Origin of the sequence: Methanobrevibacter sp., assembly GCF_045646205.1 — an archaeon.
Lineage (GTDB): Archaea > Methanobacteriota > Methanobacteria > Methanobacteriales > Methanobacteriaceae > Methanocatella.
This window is the reverse complement of sequence record NZ_JAZRKF010000053.1, coordinates 1-1751: the sequence shown is the minus strand read 5'-3', so window position 1 is coordinate 1751 and position 1751 is coordinate 1. Positions and strand designations below refer to the sequence as shown.

Annotated in this window: 2 protein-coding genes; one reads left to right on the top strand and one right to left on the bottom strand. The window is 33.4% G+C overall.

Annotated elements, in window-relative coordinates:
• Positions 1-36 precede the first annotated feature (36 nt).
• Positions 37-1191: a tRNA uracil 4-sulfurtransferase ThiI gene (gene thiI / locus ACKI44_RS09280; RefSeq protein WP_407423715.1), complete on the top strand. Its 1155-nt coding sequence runs from the start codon at positions 37-39 to the stop codon at positions 1189-1191.
• 67 nt (positions 1192-1258) lie between these two features.
• On the opposite strand, the gene ACKI44_RS09275 is transcribed toward thiI, so the two are convergent.
• Positions 1259-1751, bottom strand: a 493-nt coding sequence (locus ACKI44_RS09275) for a DUF2099 family protein (RefSeq protein ID WP_407423713.1), incomplete at its 5' end; no start/stop codon positions are given.

The following is a 1751-nucleotide window of genomic DNA, read 5'->3' as shown; positions in this document are numbered from 1 at the left end:
AATTTTCAGCATATATCAAAATTAGAGAGTGTTTGAATGAATTATGATTTAATACTAGCACGATATGGTGAAATAGGTGTAAAAAGCTCTAAAATAAGGGCACGTTTTGAAAAAAGACTTGTTAAGAATATTAAAGCAACACTTGAATGTAAAGTTGAAAGAAATCAAGGTAGAATATATATTCATCCAAAAAACTTTGATGAGGGAATAGAAAAATTAAATCATGTTTTTGGTGTAGTATCATATTCTCCTGTAGTATCAACTAAAACAAATTACGAAGATATTGAAAAAACATTAGTTAATTATGTCAAAGGTTTAATTAAAGAAAATCTTATTGATGAGAACACCAAATTTGCAATTAAATGCAGGCGTGTTGGAAAACATGATTTTAGTTCACAGGAAATGGGTGCATATTGTGGAAAAGTTGTAAGGGATGTTGTATCCGCTCCGGTTGATTTGACAAATCCTGAATTGACTATTTTTGTTGAAGTTAGGGGAGAGGATACATATATTTTTCATGAAAAAATCAAAGGTCCTGGAGGTTTGCCTCTTGGAACACAGGGAAAGGTTGTTGCCTTAATTTCAAGCGGTATTGACTCACCAGTGGCAGCATATCTGATGATGAAAAGGGGTTGTGAGGTCATAGCGCTTCACTTTAACAATGATCCGTTTTCTGGCCCAAAAGTAACTGAAAATTTTAATTTATTGGTTGATCAATTAAACACATATGCAAAAGGATTGCCTATCAAAAAAAGAGTTGTAGACTATGGTGAATATCTTCAAGCTGCTAAAACTAAAGCTCCGGAGAGAATGACTTGTGTGTTATGTAAATCCGGAATGTATAAAATAGCAGAAAAGTTAGCAACAGAATTGGGGGCAAATGCTATTGTTGATGGAAGCAGTGTTGGTCAGGTTGCCTCACAAACATTGCCTAATATCCTTGCAACAAGATATGGTGTGGACATACCAATATTATCTCCATTAATTGGTTTGGATAAAGATGAAATCACTGCTATTGCAAAGGATATTGGAACATTTAAAATATCTGAAATTGATGATGGGGGATGCAGTGCAGTTCCAAGATATCCGCAAACACATGCTGACTTGGATTTTTCAAAAAAAGCATGTGAAGATATGAACCAAGATGAATATATTGAAAAAGCGTTTGAAAATATTAGGAGACTCGATTGAATCTCCAAATATTTATTTTTGGAAATTTAAAGAGATGATATTTAATAAATTCCCCTTTCACTTTTTTCTATACTAATGGTTTTGAATGTTCCTCTTTATTCATTGGATAATCATTTGTTGTCAGTGGTTTACCAATTTTTTCAAGCCTATTATCTAAGAATTCTCTTCCTTTTTCAGTAATTGCAATAATAGGTACCTTGGATCCGGAATAGTATGATTTTTCTTTTTCAGCCCAACCTCTAACATTTTTAGATGAACATGCAGTTATGACTTCACAGTATTTAAATGCAGTTTCCACTTCTTTTAAACTTGCATTCGTGGTGTGCGCTACGAACATATATGTATTTACACCATCGGGCAAAGGATATTGGCCGATTTCTTCAATTGATTTGGATGGTAAAATTGTAATTGCAATATTTTTATAGCCTCTTTCAATTGCCATTTCCAATCCTTTAATAGGGTTTAAATCAGCTGTTTCTGGATTTAATACGTTTTCAATTCCAACTTGTTCAATAACTTCCGGTATGGGTGTAGTGCTAATAAGTGCCGATACTCGACCA